The organism is Paraburkholderia sp. CNPSo 3274, from assembly GCF_024206475.1.
Taxonomy (GTDB): Bacteria; Pseudomonadota; Gammaproteobacteria; order Burkholderiales; family Burkholderiaceae; genus Paraburkholderia.
The window spans coordinates 1-17,342 of sequence record NZ_JAMBPR010000073.1 but is presented as its reverse complement, the minus strand read 5'-3'; the positions used below and the strand labels follow the sequence as shown (position 1 = coordinate 17,342).

16 protein-coding genes and 1 pseudogene are annotated in these 17,342 nt (G+C 65.8%); 12 read left to right on the top strand and 5 right to left on the bottom strand.

The window, feature by feature from the left end:
- Positions 1-53: 53 nt before the first annotated feature.
- The gene (locus M3I54_RS35060; protein ID WP_254344065.1) at positions 54-401 is read right to left on the bottom strand and encodes a BON domain-containing protein; all 348 of its coding nucleotides are present in this window, start codon (positions 399-401) and stop codon (positions 54-56) included.
- 337 nt (positions 402-738) lie between these two features.
- Here M3I54_RS35060 and M3I54_RS35055 point away from each other — a divergent pair, with 337 nt between their 5' ends.
- Positions 739-2,271 carry an RNA polymerase factor sigma-54 gene (locus tag M3I54_RS35055; protein WP_254344063.1) on the top strand — a complete coding sequence of 511 codons (1,533 nt, stop codon included), beginning with the start codon at positions 739-741 and terminating at the stop codon, positions 2,269-2,271.
- Positions 2,272-2,515: 244 nt separating this feature from the next.
- Positions 2,516-2,650, top strand: a pseudogene (locus M3I54_RS35050) (TetR/AcrR family transcriptional regulator); the annotation flags it as partial.
- Between the two features lie 5 nt (positions 2,651-2,655).
- On the opposite strand, the gene M3I54_RS35045 reads toward M3I54_RS35050, so the two are convergent.
- On the bottom strand, positions 2,656-3,942 hold the full coding sequence (locus tag M3I54_RS35045; RefSeq protein WP_254344061.1) for a sodium:proton antiporter: 1,287 nt from the start codon (positions 3,940-3,942) through the stop codon (positions 2,656-2,658).
- Between the two features lie 177 nt (positions 3,943-4,119).
- Positions 4,120-4,947, bottom strand: a complete 828-nt coding sequence (locus M3I54_RS35040; RefSeq protein WP_254344059.1) for a DUF72 domain-containing protein — start codon at positions 4,945-4,947, stop codon at positions 4,120-4,122.
- Positions 4,948-5,131: 184 nt separating this feature from the next.
- On the opposite strand from M3I54_RS35040, the gene M3I54_RS35035 reads away from it, so the two are divergent.
- A complete protein-coding gene (locus M3I54_RS35035; protein WP_254344057.1) occupies positions 5,132-5,533 on the top strand; it encodes a transposase in 402 nt (133 codons plus the stop codon).
- A 52-nt stretch (positions 5,534-5,585) separates the two neighbouring features.
- Here the strand turns inward: M3I54_RS35035 and M3I54_RS35030 are convergent, their stop codons facing one another.
- Positions 5,586-7,253 carry a bifunctional aminoglycoside phosphotransferase/ATP-binding protein gene (locus tag M3I54_RS35030; protein WP_254344055.1) on the bottom strand — a complete coding sequence of 556 codons (1,668 nt, stop codon included), beginning with the start codon at positions 7,251-7,253 and terminating at the stop codon, positions 5,586-5,588.
- 205 nt (positions 7,254-7,458) lie between these two features.
- On the opposite strand from M3I54_RS35030, the gene M3I54_RS35025 reads away from it, so the two are divergent.
- Positions 7,459-8,436 carry an acetyltransferase gene (locus M3I54_RS35025; RefSeq protein WP_254344053.1) on the top strand — a complete coding sequence of 326 codons (978 nt, stop codon included), beginning with the start codon at positions 7,459-7,461 and terminating at the stop codon, positions 8,434-8,436.
- Between the two features lie 16 nt (positions 8,437-8,452).
- Here the strand turns inward: M3I54_RS35025 and M3I54_RS35020 are convergent, their stop codons facing one another.
- On the bottom strand, positions 8,453-10,888 hold the full coding sequence (locus M3I54_RS35020) for a phosphoketolase (RefSeq protein WP_254344051.1): 2,436 nt from the start codon (positions 10,886-10,888) through the stop codon (positions 8,453-8,455).
- Between the two features lie 332 nt (positions 10,889-11,220).
- On the opposite strand from M3I54_RS35020, the gene M3I54_RS35015 reads away from it, so the two are divergent.
- From M3I54_RS35015 to M3I54_RS34980, 8 genes are all read left to right on the top strand, one after another.
- Positions 11,221-12,207 carry a zinc-dependent alcohol dehydrogenase family protein gene (locus tag M3I54_RS35015; RefSeq protein ID WP_254344049.1) on the top strand — a complete coding sequence of 329 codons (987 nt, stop codon included), beginning with the start codon at positions 11,221-11,223 and terminating at the stop codon, positions 12,205-12,207.
- 231 nt (positions 12,208-12,438) lie between these two features.
- Positions 12,439-12,900, top strand: a complete 462-nt coding sequence (locus tag M3I54_RS35010) for a universal stress protein (protein ID WP_254344103.1) — start codon at positions 12,439-12,441, stop codon at positions 12,898-12,900.
- Positions 12,901-13,289: 389 nt separating this feature from the next.
- Entirely contained in the window at positions 13,290-13,841 is a 552-nt protein-coding gene (locus M3I54_RS35005) for a hypothetical protein (RefSeq protein WP_254344047.1), read from the top strand.
- Entirely contained in the window at positions 13,831-14,577 is a 747-nt protein-coding gene (gene phbB / locus M3I54_RS35000; protein ID WP_254344045.1) for an acetoacetyl-CoA reductase, read from the top strand. Before M3I54_RS35005 ends, phbB begins: the two co-directional genes overlap by 11 nt.
- Before the next feature lie 251 nt (positions 14,578-14,828).
- A complete protein-coding gene (locus tag M3I54_RS34995) occupies positions 14,829-15,260 on the top strand; it encodes an Hsp20/alpha crystallin family protein (protein WP_254344043.1) in 432 nt (143 codons plus the stop codon).
- A gap of 236 nt (positions 15,261-15,496) precedes the next feature.
- Entirely contained in the window at positions 15,497-15,709 is a 213-nt protein-coding gene (locus M3I54_RS34990) for a hypothetical protein (protein WP_254344041.1), read from the top strand.
- Between the two features lie 159 nt (positions 15,710-15,868).
- On the top strand, positions 15,869-16,030 hold the full coding sequence (locus M3I54_RS34985; protein WP_201699257.1) for a hypothetical protein: 162 nt from the start codon (positions 15,869-15,871) through the stop codon (positions 16,028-16,030).
- A 188-nt stretch (positions 16,031-16,218) separates the two neighbouring features.
- The gene (locus tag M3I54_RS34980; RefSeq protein WP_375542266.1) at positions 16,219-17,265 is read left to right on the top strand and encodes a hypothetical protein; all 1,047 of its coding nucleotides are present in this window, start codon (positions 16,219-16,221) and stop codon (positions 17,263-17,265) included.
- The last annotated feature ends 77 nt before the right edge of the window (positions 17,266-17,342 follow it).

Sequence of the window (17,342 nt, the reverse complement as noted above, 5' to 3'; positions counted from 1 at the left end):
CGCCGGCGCGGTCTGGCTTGAAACTGGCTCGATCCGGTGGCCCGGCGGAGCTATCAGCTCGCCGCCGAGACCTTCAGATGGTTCTTCACCGAACTCACGCCCGAAACGCCTTCCACGACCTGCTTGGCGTTGTCGCGGTCCTCGGCGCTCGGCACGGTGCCGGTCAGCGAGACCACGCCATTACGCGTCTTCACGTGGATGTGCTCGGACTTCACGTTCTTCGCGCCGAGCAGTTCGGCCTTGACCTTGGTCGTGATGGTTGCGTCGTCAACATGCTGGCCCATGGATTCCGAACTGCCCGCGGGCGCGGAACTGTTCGTCGTGGTCTGCGCACCGGCCATCAGTGCGAACGTCATGCAGGCGGCGCCAGCCGCGGTTTTGAGGATCAGAATGCGCTTCATGGCTACTCCCTTTCTGGTTGTGGTCGCGGCTTCCCTCCGCAAGGTGCGTGCCTCGCCGCGTCCGTGCTCGCTCGGTGCGCCGTTGAAAGCCAGCCGGAAGCCGCTTGCGCGGCCCACTATGCGGGATCGCCGCCGCTTCATGCGGCCACGGTTTCCCCACCCGGCACGCGCAACAATTTTTCCGTACCTTTGTAAAAATCTCCACGGCGGGGTCGGAAAAGTGACTCGCGCAGCCTATGTTGCAACGCCGATCCCGTTTCAAAACAGTGCGTTGTAAAAACTGGCATGGCTGTTGCATGAGGGGTGCTACCACTCAATTCAACAAAACGGGATTGCCATGCCTTCCATCGCGTTACACGCGCGCCAGCATCTGGCGCTCACGCCGCGTCTTCAGCAGGCGGTGAGGCTGCTGCAGCTGTCGTCGCTCGAATTCCAGCAGGAGCTGCGCGAGGCGCTCGACACCAACCCGTTCCTCGAATATGTTGCGCCCGCCTCGGAGACCGGCGAGGCCGCCGAAGCGGCCGACGGCGCGGCGGGCATCGGCTCAGCGGCGGCACCCATGGCCGAAGCCCCCGCCATGGCGACGGAAGGCGCGGGCGAGTCCGACCTCGATGGCGGCATGCCGCAGGAGACGTCTCCCTACGCCGAGACCTCGTACGCCGAGGCCAGCTACAGCGACGAAGGCTCGGGCTATACCGCCGAGATGCCTTCGTCGGGCGCGTTGCGCACGTCGAGCTATCGCGGCGGCGAGGATGGCGATTCCGAGGCCTCCGACTGGGTGCGCGTGCCGCTCACGCTGCGCGAGCAGTTGCATGAGGCGCTGCGCCTCTCGCCGCTCGACGACCTTGACCGGATCGCAACGCAGATCGTGATCGAGGCGCTCGACGACGACGGCTACCTGCGGCAGGACCTCGCCGATCTCGCCGACATGGAGGGCGCGGGCGACACGCTCGACGAGGACCGTCTGCGTGTGGCGCTGCGCGTGGTGCAGACGCTCGATCGCCCCGGCATCGGTGCGCGTTCGCTCTCCGAATGCCTCGTACTTCAGCTCGATGCGATGCCTCACGACACCCCGCATCGCGAACTGGCGATGCAGATCGTCTCGCAGCATCTCGAGCGCCTCGCGCGCCGCGAGCACGGGGAGCTGCAGCGCCAGCTCGGCTGCGACGCCGCCTCGCTGCAGGCCGCGAGTGCGCTCGTGCGCCGCCTCGATCCGAAACCGGGCAACCACTATGGACGTGCGGACGGCGGCTATGTCATTCCCGACGTGATCGTGCGTCAGGTGCGCGGAAAGTGGGTGGTGAGCGTGAACCCGGCCATCGAGCCGCGGGCGCGCATCCACAAGCTCTATGCGGAGATGTTCGCGCGCTCGGATCAGACGAGCCGCTCGCCGCTCGCCCAACAACTGCAGGAAGCGCGCTGGCTGATCCGCAACGCGCACAAGCGCTGCGAGACGATCCTGCGCGTGGGCGAGTGCATCGTCGCGCGTCAGAAGGCGTTTTTCCAGTACGGCGAAATCGCGCTGCGGCCCATGCTGCTGCGCGATGTCGCTGAAGAACTGGGCCTGCACGAGTCGACCGTGTCGCGCGCCACGGGCAACAAGTACATGGCCACGCCGCGCGGCATCTTCGAGTTCAAGCGCTTTTTCCCGCGCGAGCTGGAGACGCGCACGGGCGGCACGTGCTCGGCGGCTGCGGTGCGCGCGCTCATCAAGGAGATGATCGGCGCCGAAGATCCGCGCGACCCGCTTTCCGACGTCATCCTCACGCAGGAACTCGAAAAGCAGGGCGTGCAGGTGGCGCGCCGCACGGTCACGAAGTACCGGCAGATGATGAAGCTGCCAGCGGCGGAAATGCGCCGGCAGATTTGAGGCGCGGTGTTTCGCTTCCGTGCCAAATGACGGGGGGAGGTCAGCGGCGTGTGACCGGCGTAACGCAATGTGTGACGATGTAAGGGCTGCACGTTGCGTTACGCACGCCGCTTCAATGCAACGCTTCGAGGCGATTTCTGGCGGGTGCGCCGAGGGCGGAAAAATACGAGCCATTGCTCACATTCGATGCCCGCTGCGCAATTCCCGCCATGACCCAGCCGCCCGCGGCCGAAGCCGCCCCGCGCTGCTAGACCCGCGCAAGCGCCCCGTGCAGCGCCGTTCCGCCGCCACTGTTGACGCGATACTCGAAGCCGCTGCCCGCATTCTCGAAAGCGTGGGCCTGACCGGCTATCCCACGAACGCCATCGCGGCGCGCGCCGCGCGTTAGCTGGAAGTGCGTTGCGCGATGCCGAGCCATCGCGCAACACGCCCTAACGTGAGGCCGTTGCAGAGCAGATTCAGTAGCACGAAGGCGGCGGCCATGGCCGCAGCGAACGCGCGGGTGTCGGGCGAAAGCGCGTCGTTGCGCGCGACGCAAATCGCGAGCGTGAGCGTGACGGGCCCGCGCACACCGCCCCATGCGATCAGCCATTGATGCGCGCGCGGCAGCGGCTTACAGATGCGAAGGCGGCTCAGCAGCGGCAGGAAGATCGTGAGGATCCCGAAGCGGCTCAGGGTGGCGGCCACCAGCGCGAGCCCGAGCGGGAGGATGTCGCGCATATTCAGCTTGTCCACCAGACCGGGCACGCGCGCCGACGCGAGCAGAAAGACAGCGGCGGAGGCTATGCCAGCCTGGTACGCCCATAGCTGGCGAAACAGCCCCTGGCTCGCGGCGGGCCGGCGTGTTTGCATGAGCCGGTTGGCCGCGAGACCCGCGCACACCACTGCGGCCACGCCAGAAACGTGAAGCCAGTGTTCCGCGGCCGGATAGAGCAGCGTGGGCAGCGCGAGCGAGAGCGCGTACTCGGAAAAGGGCAGACTGCGCAGCGCGCTCGACGTAGCGACGAAGAGCGCTCCCGCGAGCGCCCCGAACGCGCAGCCGCCGACGAGCGAAACGAGGAAGGCTGCGAGCGGATAGGCGTGCGTGTGCGCAGCGGACGGCGTGAGCACCAGCGCGCCGGTGAGGAGCGTGGAGATGCTGATGGCGGCGGCATCGTTGAGCAGGCTTTCGCCCTCGACCAGTCGGATCAGGCGTTCGGGCGCGCCGCTGTTGCGAAAGAGCGCGATCACGGTGGAAGGATCCGTCGTGCTGACGATTGCGCCCAGCAGCAGGCACACGATCAGGCTCTCGCCGCTGCTGATCCACGTGGCGAGGCCAACGCCGGCCGCAGCGGCTACCACCGCGCCGATCGCGAGCAAAAGGATGGGCGCGAGATCGGCGAGAAGCCCGCGCGTATCGACCTGCATCGCCGCTTCGAAGAGGATGGGCGGCAAGAATATCCAGAGATAGGCCTCGGGCGGAAGCGATGGCGTGATCAAGGGCACGACGGTCGAAGCGGTGAAGACGGGCGCGAAGTGATGCAAGGCGAGGTATCCAGCGCCGAGCAGCACGCCGGCGCTGGTCAGGCCTAACGAATCGGAGAGGCGAAATCGCTGTGCAGCGGCATGACAGAGCGCAATGATGAGTAGCAGGACACCGGTGCGGATAGTGAATTCGATTGCGGTTTGCAAAGGCAGGGAGCTCCGTGGTGCGATTGGGCGGCGGGAGCGGTAGTGCCCGCAACGCATCAATGCAGTATCCCGCTGCGTTGCAACTTTGCATGTTGATGTATATCAACTCGCTACTGACGAAATCATTGCGACAACATTACGGACTTTTACATGTCGGATGAGTTTCGCCGTGCGCGGCTAGCTCGCGCCGAGGCGCTCGATCAGCGCCATGGCTGCCGCCGGGTTGCGTTCCTTGAAGCCGCTGATGACGTAGAGATACACGTCCCGGCCGGCCTTCGCGGTGAGCGGCTTCGCGTAGGTGGCGAGGTCGTCGGGTGCTTCGCCGCGCGACCAGGCGAGCGCGCGCGTCGCCCAGAGGTCGAGATCGGCGGGAGCATAGCCCTGCGGGTGATCCTGCGAGGTTCCCATGATGCGGGCATAGACGAACGGCGCGCTCGTATCGCCGATCAGCGGGTAGTCGGAATCGCCGCTGATGACGATCGCCGCCTTGTGCTTGCGCGCGAGCGCGACGAATTCCGGCGTGCAAAAGCTCGCGTCGCGCACTTCGAGCGCGTGGCGCAGCGGGCGGCCTTCGGCCTCGCCCGGCAGCAGTTCGAGAAATCGTGCGTAGTCCTCCGGATCGAAGCGCTTGCCTGGCGTAAGCTGCCAGTTGATCGGCCCGAGCTTGTCGCGCAGGTTCAACACGCCGCCGCCCAGGAAGCGCTCGATCGTTGCCCCGGCTTCGGCCAGTACACGCCGATTCATCGCAAAACGCGGGGCTTTCAGCGAGAACACGAAGTCTTCGGGGGTTTCGTCGTGCCAGCGCGTGAAGCTTTCCGGGCGTTGCGCGCCGTAGTACGTACTGTTGATTTCCAGCGTCGAGAGATGACGGCTCGCATATTCCAGCTCGCGGCGCTGCGCAAGCGCGCCGGGATAGAACGCGCCACGCCACGGCGCATAGATCCAGCCGCCCACGCCGACGCGGATCCGGCCGTGCCGGGCTTTTGAACTGGATGAAGGGGCCATCGGAAATCCGTCATCGAAGCCGGGATGGCGCAGTGTAGCGCAGCACTGGCCACGGCCGCCGGTTAGTGTGCCGACGCCGAACTGGCGAGTTCATCTCGATTTTTAGGCAAAGTCCGATATTTTCTTGTGGGCTGTGAGGCTACTTTAGTCCTGTTGTGTCAGATAACCTCACAGGGACCATCAGATGTCTTCCCGCATATCTCCAGAACTCACCGATGCGCAGTGGCGCAGCATCGCGCCCATGTTTCACGAAATCCGCGTTGACGGTCGTCGTCGCGGGCGCCCGGCGCACAATCCTCGTCTCGTTTTCGCGGGCATCCTTTGGGTACTGGCCACCGGCTCGGTCTGGTCGAAGTTGCCCGAGCAGTATCCCGATTTCCGCACCTGCCATCGCCGCTTCAAGCTGTGGTTCGACGCCGGTCTCGTGCATCACGCCATGGAGCGTCTGCATGGCGAGGAAGGCCTCGCCCTGTGCACGGCAATGGCCGCACGCATGCAGCCGTGGCGCGCGCCAGTCGGCCGCAAGCCGCGCTTGCCGGTGGCGTCCACGCTGCGCTGGCCGCTCGTGCGGCCTTTCGTGGAATGATAAGCGGTCAGGGCGCAGGGCTCCGGCGGCGGATCATGAGTCTGCCGCAGAATCAAATTCCCCCATTCTCCGCGCGCATGCGTGAGAACAGCGGTGCCCACCATGGCTCGCGCGAGAATGCCTCGATCTCCACGTCGGTATTGAGATCAACGGTACGCTGCCGCTCGTGCTCGTCTAGTGGATCCGCTTGCGCGAACTGCGCCGCGAGCACGTCGGCGCCGGCGTCGGAAGCGTCGCGTGGCCCGCGCGCGCGGGCGTTCACACGTTCGGCGAGCCGCGCTTGCGGCGCGTGGAAGTTCAAAATCAGCATCGGCCGGTTCAGCTCACGCGCGAGCGCTGCGAAGCGCGCGCGGTGCGCCGCCTTGAGAAACGTCGCATCGACTAGCGCCGTGTAGCCCGCGTTCAGCACGTCGCGCACATGGGCGACGAGGCGTACGTAGTGCGCGTCGAGCGCGGCTTGCGTGTAGGCGCCTGGCGGCAGCGCATCGAGCGAGGGCGGCGCGAAGGGTTCGAGCCGCTTGCGTTCGAGATCGCTCGACACACGGATCGCCCCGCTCAATTCGGCGAGCGCGCGGCTTGCCACCGACTTTCCCGAGCCAGAAAAGCCGTGGCACAGCAGGAGCCAGGGCGCGTGTTCGCGCATGGCGCGCGCTTCGCCGGCCGCGAGCGCCAGGTAGCGCGAGGCGGCGCCTGCGCTCGCTTGCGCGTCGGACCGGGCAGGCGATCCCGCCTTGAGCATCGCGACCAATGCCCGCACCAGCGCGCGATAGGCGACATAGAGCCGCAAGGCAGCGAGCCCCGCGAAATCGCCCGTCGCTTCGAGGTAGTGGTTGAGCAGGCGGTGGGCATATGCCGCGTGGCCGTGCGCGCGCAGATCCATCAGCAGGAACGCAAGATCGCAGGTCACGTCGATCCAGCGCAGTTCGTCGCTGAACTCGATGCAATCGAACATCAGCGCGTGCCGCCCGTACCGCACGATGTTGTCGAGATGCAGGTCGCCGTGGCAAGCGCGCACGAATCCGTTCGCGCGGCGTGCGTCGAGGTGCCGCGCGAGGCGTGCGAGTTCGTTTTCGCAAGTCGCGCGCAACGCGGCGCTTTCCACAGCGTGCGCCGTGCGCGGATCCGCTTCGAGGGGCGCGAGCGCCGCGAGCACCTGTTCGCGCAGCAGTGCAGCTGTGCCGAGGCGCGCCGCGGGCGCCATCGGCCCGCGCCCCGCCCGGCGCGCATGCCGATGGCTCACGGCGAGTTTGGTTGCGGCCGCATCGATATCGACCGTACTCAGTTCGCCGTGCGAGAGCAGGTTCGAAAACAGCAGACGCTGGTCGAAGCGGCGCATACGAACCGCATAGTCGACGACGCTTACGTCGCCGCGCACGCCGCGCCTGAGCCTGCAACGCCGACCGTCAAAAAAAAGCTCGCCTGTGTCGCGATAAATCGGTCCCGCGAAGGGCGCATTCAGACGAATCTCAGCTTCGCAGCAGCGGAGTCGGGCATCGAGCTGCACAAAATTGACGAAGCCGAAATCGACGGGCTTCATGATCTTGTACGCGTACCGCCCAGCGAGATACACCACGGAAATATGCGTTTCGATGCGCACGATGCGCCCGGCCGGGTGCGCATACGTGGAGGCGCGCGCGAGCGCGGCGTCCACGAGGCGACTGTGGCGCCGCGCCGCGCGCTGACGGTTGAGGACATGGCGTGAGATCGGCGTGTCGGACATCGGCGTGGCTATCGTGGGAATCGAGGGCTACGGGGCGATACGTGTCAGAACCAGCATACCGCGAGCAAATGCGGGAAGGCTGTTGCGCGGCATGTCAAGGCTTTGACCGAAACGGCCTGCATGGGCCTCGCCGCATTGCACGTTTTGTGCAATACGGCGAGGCTGCGCGATACTGTCAAGTTCAACCCAACGGAATCTCGGCGACATGGCGCATTTCGACGTATTCAACGGCGACGCAGACGGCATCTGCGCGCTCCATCAACTGCGGCTCGCAAGGCCGCGCGAGGCGACGCTCATCACCGGCGCGAAGCGCGACATCGCACTCGTCGAGCGCGTGCCCGCTCAGCCCGGCGACTCGCTCACGGTGCTCGACATTTCGTTCGACGTGAATCGCAAGGCGCTCACCGCGCTGCTCGCGAAGGACGTCGCGGTCGAATATTTCGACCATCACCACGCGGGTGACCTGCCCATGTGCAGGAATCTCGTCGCGCACATCGACACGACGGCGCAGGTCTGCACGAGCGTGCTCGTCGACCGGCATCTCGCCGGCCGCTACCGGCCGTGGGCGATCGCGGCGGCCTGGGGCGACAACCTGCCCGACACGGCGCAAGCGCTTGCACAGCAGGCCGCGCTCGACGCCGCGCAGGCCGAACAGCTGCGCGAGCTTGGCGAGTCGATCAACTACAACGCTTACGGCGACTGCGTCGAAGATCTCGTGATCGCGCCGCTCGATCTGTATGCGGCGATGAAGGCTTTTGCCAACCCGTTCGATTTCATCGCCTCGGAGCCCATCGTCGGACAGCTCGCCCGTTGCCGTCACGACGATCTCAAACTGGCCCAGGCCATCGCGCCGCTCATCGCGCTCCAGTACGGCAGCGTTTGCGTGTTGCCCGACGAGCCGTGGGCGCGCCGCGTGCGGGGCGTGTTCGCCAACGTACTCGCGAACGAGGAACCCTCGCGCGCGCACGCGGTGCTGAGCGTGAACGCAGATGGCAACTACGCGGTGAGCGTGCGCGCGCCGCTCGCGGAACCGCGCGGCGCGGATGAACTTTGCCGCGCGTTCCCCGGCGGAAACGGCAGGGTGGGCGCAGCGGGCATCGACTGTCTCGAATCGAACCGGCTCGACACGTTCGTTACCGCGTTCGCGCGCGTGTTCGGGCGCGCGAAGCCGGCTTCGGCTTGAGCGGCACACGGCGTGACTAAGCCGTTTCGGGTCCGCCCTGCGCGGTGCGCGCCGCCGGCCAACGCCAGTTACGGATTTCGGGCATGTCGTCGCCGTACTCGTCCACGTAGCGGCGGTGCGCGGCCAGCTTGTCGTGCAGTGTCTGGCGCAGGTGCGCCGCGCGCTGGGCGAGTCCGTCCACGCGGTCGATCACCGCTTCGCACAGGTGGTAGCGGTCGAGCCGGTTGAGCACCGTCATGTCGAACGGCGTCGTCGTCGTGCCTTCCTCGATGAAGCCGTGCACGTGAATGTTCGCGTGATTGGCGCGCCGGTACGTGAGCCGATGGATCAGCGAGGGATAGCTGTGGTGCGCGAAGATGACGGGCTTGTCGGTCGTGAAGAGCGCGTTGAAGTCGGCGTCCGGCAGGCCATGCGGATGGCGGTCGGCTGGTTCGAGCGTCATCAGGTCCACCACGTTGACCACGCGGATCTTCAGGTCGGGCAGGCAGGTGCGCAGCAGGTCCACGGCGGCTAGCGTCTCCATGGTCGGGACGTCGCCGGCACAGGCCATGACCACGTCGGGCTCGCCGCCGTTGTCGTTGCTTGCCCATTGCCAGATGCCGATGCCGTCCGCGCAGTGGCGAATGGCCGCGTCCATGTCGAGCCATTGCGCCTGCGGCTGCTTGCCCGCCACGATGATGTTGATGCGGTTCCAGGTGCGCAGCACGTGGTCGGTCACGGCGAGCAGCGTGTTGGCGTCAGGCGGCAGATATACGCGCACGGTGTCCGACTTCTTGTTCACCGCATAGTCGATGAAGCCCGGGTCCTGATGGCTGAAGCCGTTATGGTCCTGGCGCCACACGTGCGAGGTGAGCAGATAGTTGAGCGAGGGCAGCGGCCGCCGCCACGGAATCTCGCGGATCACCTTCAGCCACTTCGCGTGCTGGTTGAACATCGAGTCGATGATGTGGATGAACGCCTCGTAGCACGACATGAACCCGTGGCGGCCCGTGAGCAGATAGCCTTCCAGCCAGCCCTGGCAGGTGTGCTCGGAGAGCATCTCCATCACGCGGCCGTTGGTGGCGAGCTGGATGTCGTCGGGCGTGACCTCCGCGAGCCAGGTGCGCGACGTCACGTCGAATACGTCGCTCCAGCGATTCGACGCGGTTTCGTCGGGCCCGAAGATGCGGAAGTTGCGCGTGGCGTCGTTCACGCGCATCACTTCGCGCAGGAACGCGCCCATCACGCGCGTGGCTTCGGCGTCCACCTGGCCAGGGGCGGGCACGTCCACGGCGTGGTGCTCGAAGGGCGGCACGCGCAGTTCGCGCACACGGCCGCCGCCGTTCGAACGCGGGTTTGCGCTCATGCGCTTTTCGCCGTGCGGCGCGAGCGCGGCGATTTCAGGCACGAGGCGGCCTTGCGCGTCGAAGAGTTCCTCGGGCTTGTAGCTGCGCATCCAGCTTTCCAGTAGCGCGAGATGCCCCGGCTTCGCGATGTTGGCGAGCGGCACCTGGTGCGAGCGCCACGAGCCTTCGGTTTTCTGGCCATCCACGGTCTTCGGGCCCGTCCAGCCCTTGGGCGTGCGCATGACGATCATCGGCCAGCGCGGGCGCACATAGCCGGGCGGGAGGTTGCCGTGTTCGTCCGCGAGTTCGCGCGCTGCCTTCTGGATGCGCGCAATGTCGTCGAACGCCGTGTCGAACGCGGCGGCCATCAGGCGATGCGCAACGTCAGGTTCCTCGGCCTCCACGAAGATCGGCTCGTGGCCATAGCCCCTCATGAGCGAGCCGAGTTCTTCGTCGCCTATACGCGCGAGCACTGTCGGCCCCGCGATCTTGTAACCATTTAAATGGAGGATGGGCAGCACCGCGCCGTCGGTGGCGGGATTGAGGAACTTGTTCGAGTGCCAGGCCGTGGCGAGCGGGCCCGTCTCGGCTTCGCCGTCGCCCACCACGCAGGCCACGATCAGATCCGGGTTGTCGAATACCGCGCCGTAGGCGTGCGAGAGCGCGTAGCCGAGTTCGCCGCCTTCGTGGATCGATCCCGGCGTTTGCGGCGCGACGTGGCTCGGAATGCCGCCCGGAAAGCTGAATTGCTTGAAGAGCACGGCCATGCCTTCTGCGTCCAGCGGCACGTTCGGCCAGGTTTCGCTGTAGGTGCCTTCCAGCCAGGTGTTCGCGACGACGGCGGGGCCGCCGTGGCCCGGCCCCGCAAGAAATAGCACGTCGAGATCGCGTGCGTTGATGATCCGGTTCAGGTGCGTGTAGAGGAAGTTCAGGCCCGGCGTCGTGCCCCAGTGGCCGAGCAGGCGCGGCTTCACGTGTGCGAGTTGCAGCGGCTCGCGCAACAGTGGATTGGCGAGCAGATAAATCTGGCCAACCGAGAGATAGTTGGCGGCGCGCCACCAGGCGTCCATGCGGCGCAGCAGGTCGTCGGAGAGCGGCGGGTGGGCAGGGGTGTCGGTAGCGTTCATGCGGGGCTCCGGTTGCGCGGCGGCGGAAGACGGACCGAGGCGGACTGCGTGCGCAGCGCGGCGGCGCGCGTGGCGCGAGCCTGAGGCTCGCACGGCGGACTTACACCGCGCGCGTGGCCGGGCGGCGGCCCCTCGTGGTCCTGCGGGATTCCTCTTATGTTGCCACGATCGCGCGGCGCGCCATGCGTGGGTGTCCCGCGGCTGTGAGTCGCATCGGGCCGTGTAGCTGCGCTGAAGCGTGCAATGCACGACAGCCCGCGGCCCGATTGCATAACATGGTTTTATGGTGATCGATGCGGCGCGTCAGCCGCGTTTTGGCGAGGAGGATGGCGATGCGGGCAATGCTGTTCGACGGCGATAGTCCGCGGCTGCGCGAAGCCGATCTACCCGACCCGGCGCCGGGCGCAGGCGAACTGCTGATCGATGTGCGCGCGTGCGGCGTGTGCCGCACCGACCTGCACGTCGTGGACGGCGATCTCGATCACCCGAAAAGGCCAGTCATTCCCGGCCACGAGATCGTCGGCACGGTCGCGGCGCTCGGGGCAGGCGTGACGGGTTTCACGCCCGGCGACCGTGTGGGCGTGCCGTGGCTCGGCCATACCTGCGGCCATTGCCGTTTCTGCGCCGACGGGCGCGAGAACCTCTGCGATGCGCCCGGTTTCACCGGCTACACGATCGACGGCGGCTATGCCACGCGCACTGTCGCCGACTTCCGCTACTGCTTCCATCTGCCGCCCCAGTACAGCGACGTTGAGGCCGCGCCGCTCCTCTGCGCGGGACTCATCGGCTATCGCTCGCTAGCGATGGCGGGCGATGCACGGCGCATCGGCATCTACGGTTTCGGCGCGGCGGCGCATATCGTCGCGCAGGTCGCTCGCCACCAGGGGCGCACGGTCTACGCGTTCACGCGTCCGGGCGATGCTGCGGCGCAGCAGTTCGCGCGGCGCCTCGGTGCAACGTGGGCCGGCGGCAGCGACGAGCGGGCGCCCGAGGAACTCGACGCTGCGCTGCTGTTCGCGCCGGTCGGCGCGCTCGTGCCCGCGGCGCTGCGGGCGCTGACGAAGGGCGGCACGGTCGTGTGCGGCGGCATCCACATGAGCGACATTCCTTCGTTTCCTTACGCATGGCTGTGGGAAGAGCGGCGCATCGTCTCGGTGGCGAATCTCACGCGCGAGGACGGCGCCACTTTCATGGCGATCGCCGCGCGGCAAAAGCTCGAAATCGAGACCACGCCGTACCCGCTCGCACGCGCGAACGAGGCGCTGACCGATTTGCGCGAGGGACGGCTCACGGGCGCGGCGGTGTTGACGATGTGCTGAACGTGCCTTCGGTCAGGTGAGTCACGATGCTGACGCAATGGAGACAACGGGTCGCACTGACCGGGGCGCGCATCCGTACCCAAATGCGCTACAACAATCTTTATTCGGATAGCGCGCACCGGGAGCCGGTGTGCGCCCCGCAACGGCCGGCTGCCCGCTGCGCGCGACGCTCACCTGGCACGCGCGCGGCGATCATGCCGCGCAACATGGGCAAGGCCCGGGAGGTCCATGATGTACAAGCAGATTCTGGTAGCGGTCGATGGCAGCCGCAGCGGCCGGCGCGCGCTCGACGAGGCCGTGAAGATCGCGAAAGCGACTGGCGGCGCCGTTCAGGCGCTGTGTGTCGTGCGGCATCCGGCACGGCTCGTGGACGTGAGTTCGGGCTTCGCCGAGGAACAGGCGCGCCACTCGGCGGAAAACGACGCAGCAACGGCGGCGCTCGAAGAAGCGAAACTGGTGTTCGCCCAGGCTCAGGTGCCGGGCTCCACGCGCGCAGCAGATGCGAGCGGCGAGGAGATTGCCGCGGTGATCTCACGCATCGCCGCCGAGGACGGTGCGGACCTCGTCGTGATGGGCACGCGAGGCTTGTCGGGCATGAAGCGCCTGTTGCTCGGCAGCGTGGCCGAATCGTTCCTGCGCATGGCGGACCGGCCGGTCATGCTGGTGCGCGACGAAGAGGCGCCATCCGCCTGACTGGGGCGCCCGGTTCCACCGGCCGGTCAGCGGCGAGGGCGCGATCGGCCGCGCAGCGTTCCCACGCTTACGATCCGTCGCGAAAAAACAGCAATGAAAAGCCTGGTTTTGACTCGCTGCGCATCAACTATCTCGAATTATGACGGCGATCACGCGACAAATCGCCCATTCGTCGCGCGGGAGCCCGTCTTCCTGCCTATGATGTTGGCTTGAGCCGGCTGTCTTGCGAACACACGGCACTCCGAAGCATCCCGTTCCCTACCGTCGCGCGTGAAGCGCTTTCATTTCGCTCGCCGCAGCCCGCGTCCCATCGCGGTCCACCGCGGTCCCTTTGGCAGCAAACGCATCCGGCCGCGCCGGGCGAAAGCTACATAAGGAGGAGATTGACCATGGCTACCGCTTCCCTTCCCTCATTCGACGCCGCCTCGCTCGGTAACGCGTTGGGCGCCTCATTCGACACGTATCGTACCAACACGTCGGCCGCGCTGCGCTTGCTCGTCGGGCAGCAGCAATGGCGCGAGCAGCTGTTGAAGCTGGAGCAGCGCCGCATCGAGCGCGACCGCGGGGCGGTCGAAGGCCTGCTCGAATCGCTGCGTACCGCGCGCGACTGGACCGATTTCGCGGTCGCCACGCAATCGGTCTGGCGCGACTATCTCGGCGCGAGCACCACGCTCTGGCAAGAGAGCGTCGCGGCGGCAATGCAGGGCGCGAGCACGTGGTCGGACAGCGCGCGAGACTTCACGCAGCAGTGGCAAGAGGCCTGCGCGGGCGCGCAAGCCAACGCGTCCAAGGTGCCGGGCGCGTTGCCGATGCGCGAGTGGATGAACGCATTCGAGCGTGCGATGAGCAGTGCCGCCAATGGCGCGGCGCATCCGGGCAACGCGGCGGGCGCAGGCCGCGCGCAGGGCGTGAGCGCGGGCGGAGGCCAGCATGGCCACTAAGCGCGTTGCTTTCGTCACGGGCGGCATGGGCGGACTAGGCGAGGCGATCAGCCGGCGCCTGCACGACGCGGGCATGACCGTCGCAGTCTCGTGCTCGTCGGCGAACACGCGCGCCGATGCCTGGCTTGCCGCCGAACGCGCGGCAGGCCGCGACTTCGGCTGTCAGCAAATGAACGTCGCCGACTGCGAGGCCTGCGAGCGCGCGGCACAGCAAGCGCTCGACGATCTCGGCCAGGTCGACGTGCTCATCAACAATGCGGGTATTACGTGCGACCGCAGCTTCGTGAAGATGTCGAAAGCCGACTGGGACTCCGTGCTGCGCACCGATCTCGACGCGCTCTTCAACGTGACGAAGCCATTCTTGCCCGGCATGATCGAGCGCGGCTTCGGGCGCATCATCAATATCGGCTCGGTCAACGGCTCGCGCGGCGCTTTCGGGCAGACCAACTATTCGGCGGCGAAAGCGGGCATGCATGGCTTCACGAAGGCGCTCGCACTGGAGGTGGCGAAGAAGGGCGTGACGGTGAACACCGTGTCGCCGGGCTACCTCGCCACGCAAATGGTGGAAGCCGTGCCGAAAGACGTGCTGGACGCGCGCATCCTCCCGCAAATTCCGGTAGGCCGCCTCGGCCAGCCGAACGAGGTCGCGGCACTGGTGGCGTTCCTCTGCTCGGACGACGCGGCGTTCATCACCGGCGCCGATATCGCGATCAACGGCGGCATGCACATGCAATGACGCGCCGCGCTGCGACGCAATAATTTCGCGCGCGGCAAAAAAAGGGGCTTGCAAACGCGCGAGGCGCCTTCATGTTGGAACGGTGAGCGGCACCGACCGCGCCGCGCGAGCGGCGCGCTTCGTTGCAAGCGATTCTCCGTCATTGGCCGCAGAGGTGTCATGCACACGCGCTAACTGACGGTGAATTTAGGAATCCGATGCAACATCATCGTTGCGTGGACACGAAAAACGTTCGGCCCATGGAGGCATCAATGAGCAATATCTCGCGTAACGATCCGTTTTCGATGGAAATTGTGCCCGATCTGTTTCACGGGCTGTTCCGGCCGATGCGTGCCACGAGCGGCGTGGAAGGGCAGGCGGCCAGTATCCGGATTGACGTGACGGAAAACGAGGCCGGCTTCACGGTGAGGGCCGAAATGCCCGGTGTCGATCGGAACGACATCGACGTGAAAATCGATGGCAATCTCGTTTCGATTGCCGCGAAAGTCGAGCGGGGCAGCGAGCTGAAGGAAGGTGAGCGCGTTGTGCGTCGCGAGCGCTATGCGGGCAGCGTGAGCCGCGCGTTCACGCTTGCCGCGGAAATCGATGATGAAAAGGCGAGCGCGCAATACAAGGATGGTGTGCTGACACTAGCGCTACCGAAGCGGGCCGCAAGCGCCAGTAAGCGCCTCGAAATCAATTAAGGCTGAAGAGGCGTTGAGCGAGCGGCGCGCAGACTGCATATCGTGCAGCTGCGCGCCGCTGTCTTGCTTCAGACACCGGCACGTAACACAGCGAAACACGACTGTAGCGAAACTGTACGATTGACTCGCTATGCTGGGGTGACTCAAGCCCACGGCCCTTCGGTCGAATGCTTTTCGGGCATGTGGCTGGAATCGGCGCTGAAACGCTGACTCTGGCCAACAACTGGAGAGACCCGATGCTCAGCCACCACGAACTAGCGACATTGCTGCTGATCCGTGATGCGGACGCGCCTATTCAGACGCTCGATTCCGATTTCCTGGCGCTTCAGCGCTACCGTCTCGTCGAAATGGACGAGGCAGGCGGCGACGCCACGCTGCGCCTCACCACCCGCGGTCGCGAACTGCTGCGGCGCCTCACGCATGAAGAGGGCGGCGAGCGCAGTATTTGAGCAGCCACCGCGCCCCGGTCTTGTCCAGCAACGCGTGTCAAGGCCGTTTCATCGAGCGCTACGCCCGTTACATCCGTGTAATACGCCGCGGAACACTCTGCGATACAGTGCTGGCTTTTGGTTCCAACCCACGCTGTTTTCACACGCAAGAGCCGAGTCATGAACGCCGTTATCAAGCCCGCTGTCCGCCTGTTCGCCCTGATTTCCTGCGCCGCGCTTTTCGCGCCGCTCGCTGCTGTCGCTGCACCGTATCACCACGAGGTGTGCCACGTCGAGCACGTTCACCATCACGCTGAGCGCGTCTGCCATCACGTGCACTGAAATTGCGCCGATTGCGAAGCTGACTGTAGGGAAAAGCGCCGCACTTCTGTGCGGCGTTTCTTTTTTTATCATGTAATTAGGATAGCGAAATAAAAATCAGAATTTTGTGCTGCGATATCTCGTAATTAACTGAAAGAGTGGGTTCACACAAGAAATGTCGCCGCGCGGTATGCTCCGCGTTTCGTTGCATACATTTTCCTTGCAGCGAGTCTCGCCATCCAAACCGCAAGGCGCCAACGCACTCAATGAGAAACATCACGTCGCTAGCCGCAGCCGGTGTTGTCGGCAGCGCGCTCGCCATGGCTTCGGGGTCGGTTTGCGCGCAGGAATTCACGCTCTACACAGGGCCGCTCAAAAGCGGCGCCGACCATACCTATTCGTGGCAAATGGATTACACGGAGGGTTTCGGCCAGTATTTTGCCGGCAGCATTGTGTGGTTGAACGAAGGCCATATTCCCGATCATCATCGCGACGGCCAGGCCATCCAGGCGTGGGCGCGTTTGCCGCTCGCGCAGCGCCGCTTCGTGTTCGCGCTGGGTGTCGGGCCGTATCGCTATTTCGACACCGAAGCCGCGTCACAGGGTCAAGGCTGGTCCGATACGCACGGCTGGGGCGTGCTCTACAGTGCGCGCGCCACGTGGTACTCCACGCATCGCTGGACGGCGAACCTGCAGCTCAACCGCGTGCAGGTGTCGCGCGGGCCATCGACGACATCGCTCATGCTGGGCGTGGGCTATCAGCTCGACGCGCCCGACACGCCAGGCCCGCGCGATTTCGCGTTGCCGCGCACGCAGAAAGTGACAAACAACGAGATCACGCTGATGGCGGGCGAGACGATCCTCAACAGCCTCGAATCGCAGACTTCGGCGGCCGAGGCGATCGAGTACCGGCGCGGCATCAATTCCTTTCTCGACGCTACGGTGGGGTATCTGCACGAGGGCAACGGCAATTCGGCGCGGCGCGATGGCGCGACGGCGCAGCTCTGGCTCACGCGCGCGTTCTTCGACGAGCGTCTCACGCTCGGGTTCGGCGCGGGCATCTACGCGGCAATCCACCACGGCGAGCATCCTGACGAGCGTGATACTGGCGACGGTATTCTCTCGGGGCTCATCTCCGTCTCGGCGTCATATCGCTTGACACAGCACTGGGCTGCGCGGGTCACGTGGAACCGCGTGGTCACGCGCTATAGCCGCGATACGGACGTGATCCTCGGAGGTGTCGGCTATCGGTTCTGAGTGGTGATGGAGTCAGCGCGGGTATGCCGTGGTTTGGTACGGACTTGCCCGCGCGCGGGTCGCGACGTCAACTACCC

Coding starts and splice junctions, on each gene's coding strand:
- M3I54_RS35005 (WP_254344047.1), top strand. CDS start 13,290: ATGGCTACCGCTTCCCTTCCCTCATTCGACGCCGCCTCGCTCGGTAAC.
- M3I54_RS35060 (WP_254344065.1), bottom strand. CDS start 401: ATGAAGCGCATTCTGATCCTCAAAACCGCGGCTGGCGCCGCCTGCATG.
- M3I54_RS35010 (WP_254344103.1), top strand. CDS start 12,439: ATGTACAAGCAGATTCTGGTAGCGGTCGATGGCAGCCGCAGCGGCCGG.
- phbB (WP_254344045.1), top strand. CDS start 13,831: ATGGCCACTAAGCGCGTTGCTTTCGTCACGGGCGGCATGGGCGGACTA.
- M3I54_RS35025 (WP_254344053.1), top strand. CDS start 7,459: ATGGCGCATTTCGACGTATTCAACGGCGACGCAGACGGCATCTGCGCG.
- M3I54_RS35035 (WP_254344057.1), top strand. CDS start 5,132: ATGTCTTCCCGCATATCTCCAGAACTCACCGATGCGCAGTGGCGCAGC.
- M3I54_RS35015 (WP_254344049.1), top strand. CDS start 11,221: ATGCGGGCAATGCTGTTCGACGGCGATAGTCCGCGGCTGCGCGAAGCC.
- M3I54_RS35040 (WP_254344059.1), bottom strand. CDS start 4,947: ATGGCCCCTTCATCCAGTTCAAAAGCCCGGCACGGCCGGATCCGCGTC.
- M3I54_RS34985 (WP_201699257.1), top strand. CDS start 15,869: ATGAACGCCGTTATCAAGCCCGCTGTCCGCCTGTTCGCCCTGATTTCC.
- M3I54_RS35020 (WP_254344051.1), bottom strand. CDS start 10,888: ATGAACGCTACCGACACCCCTGCCCACCCGCCGCTCTCCGACGACCTG.
- M3I54_RS35030 (WP_254344055.1), bottom strand. CDS start 7,253: ATGTCCGACACGCCGATCTCACGCCATGTCCTCAACCGTCAGCGCGCG.
- M3I54_RS35055 (WP_254344063.1), top strand. CDS start 739: ATGCCTTCCATCGCGTTACACGCGCGCCAGCATCTGGCGCTCACGCCG.
- M3I54_RS34995 (WP_254344043.1), top strand. CDS start 14,829: ATGAGCAATATCTCGCGTAACGATCCGTTTTCGATGGAAATTGTGCCC.
- M3I54_RS34990 (WP_254344041.1), top strand. CDS start 15,497: ATGCTCAGCCACCACGAACTAGCGACATTGCTGCTGATCCGTGATGCG.